This window comes from Enterobacter cloacae complex sp. IR5384 (genome assembly GCF_049237265.1).
Classification (GTDB): Bacteria; Pseudomonadota; Gammaproteobacteria; order Enterobacterales; family Enterobacteriaceae; genus Enterobacter; species Enterobacter cloacae.
The window spans coordinates 1-1,925 of the sequence record NZ_JBMKHJ010000089.1; the positions used below are offsets into that span (position 1 = coordinate 1).

Annotated in this window: 1 protein-coding gene and 1 pseudogene; both read left to right on the forward strand. The window is 37.1% G+C overall.

Annotated elements, in window-relative coordinates; all coding sequences use genetic code 11:
- Positions 1-971 (forward strand): annotated as a pseudogene (locus tag ACOTX3_RS25920) (hypothetical protein); the annotation flags it as partial.
- Between the two features lie 10 nt (positions 972-981).
- The gene (locus ACOTX3_RS25925; protein ID WP_058679506.1) at positions 982-1,572 is read left to right on the forward strand and encodes a hypothetical protein; all 591 of its coding nucleotides are present in this window, start codon (positions 982-984) and stop codon (positions 1,570-1,572) included.
- Positions 1,573-1,925: the final 353 nt, after the last annotated feature.

Sequence of the window (1,925 nt, forward strand, 5' to 3'; positions counted from 1 at the left end):
AAAAAAGTACGATCGACACCCGTTTTTCATGGCTGAAAACGGGGGATGATAAGCGTGCTCCGATGACGGAAGCAGATTATGCAAAATTTAAAGCTCATGCAGAAGCGCTGTGTTTTGATTCCGGAGCATTCAGTAGTGGAAGACTGTGGCATTTTGAGCCAAAAGCATTCATTGAACATTTTAGAAAATGCAGTTGGTTGAGTGAGCCGGATTTTGTAAGAACGGTTAGAAAAACTGTTAAGAATGAATCAACATTAAGAGAAGAAGGGCGACTGACGGAAAAAAACGTCATTGAGTACCTTAATCAAAAGAAAGAAAAATCGTCAGGAGCAACAATTCGCCCATCAGAAATGAGAAAAAGCCTGGCATTGGTAATGAGAACTTTTGGTGTGAATAGCACAATGCGATTAGCTCATTTTCTTTCGCAAATATATTGCGAAACAGGCCGTGTGAGCGAATGTGAAGAGAAAGGGAAAGATTCATATTTTGATAAGTATGAACCTGAATTTGATTCGAAACATAATAATAAAAACGAACTCGCTAAAAAACTTGGAAACAATCAAGTTGGCGATGGTATCAAATTTAAAGGCCGTGGAATTATACAGCTTACAGGTAGGACTAACTATAAAATATATGGTGAATATAAGGGGGATGCCACAAAGTTCATAAGTTCAGCTAGTGCGGAAAATTTAATATCGTCATCTTATTATTGTTGTGACGCAGGCGGATTTTATTGGATTCAGAAGCAAAGAATGAAGGTGGAGAATAAAAAACTAGTTAATTGGGGGGCATTGAGTATACATTACTGGGCCGATCAAGGGACTACTTATGCAGAAGTGAAGGCGGTAACTAAGTGTGTTAATGGAGGGAGCACTGGATTAGATGGTATCCGGTGGCCTTGTTTTGAACACGCATTTTACGCTTTAAATGATAGTGTTTCTGCAAATGATAATGTAAAATTTTTAAGCTGATAGTGCTAATATGAAAATTAAACTTTTGGTTGCCATTTTTTCAATGGGCGTGGTTATTAATGTTTATGCAAAAAACATTGATTTTTGTAAGACGATAGAGTTCGATACCGGAGATTTTAATTACGCCCCCATTGAACAAGCGTCTTCTGATTCTGAATGTCGTAATAAACCAGTTCCAATACAGTATAAAGGGATTAAAGATATATTCAATCTTACCTCAGAGGCAAATCCCACAGGTGGAGTAAGCTATCTCAGATGGGATGAATCAAATAAAACGTATAGCTATGATGAAGATGAATTGAAAAGTACAATACATGATATTGTAAAGCAAAGTGGCAACAATAAATACATTGAAGCATTAAATCCAATTGTAAAAATTAAATTCACTCCAAAGGGTAAAGGAGGTGTGGTTGTTTCTGATATTGTTTTTGAGGATAAAAAAAGAAAACCGATAAGCATTGTTAGAGATATATATTTTTACTCGCAAGATGATTACGCAGCAGTATATAGCTCCGCTCTAATAAAATTCTCTCAGAAAAATGAAATCTGTTTTCTAGAAAAAGTTGAATCAGTTTTTGAATCAATGAATATAAATTGGTGAAAATGTGAAAGAGTTTGATTTCGAGTGTTGTTTAAAAATGTCGATTTTTTTCAGCGAGGTTTGATAATTTTAAGGTCTGCAATAAAAACTTCTTACAATAGAGGTTATGAATGCTTTTTTCCCTGAAACATCTTCCTGAATGTTACCCACGGCCAGTTCCGCCAAAAATATCCCGCTGGTTTGCTGTCCTGGCGGCAATGCTGGTCATCAGTGTGATCCTCATGCGAATATTCGGACGCTACATCGATTGACCTGCCCCCACGATTAGATACAACACTCAGTTAGTAACGTCGGAATCTTCATTCTCAGAATGACCCTTTCTCCAGCCCGCTGCAAATTCAGACGGTGTCTGA

Bases quoted from the DNA above. Each gene is read 5' to 3' on its own strand.
- ACOTX3_RS25925 (WP_058679506.1), top strand. From the start codon at position 982: ATGAAAATTAAACTTTTGGTTGCCATTTTTTCAATGGGCGTGGTTATT.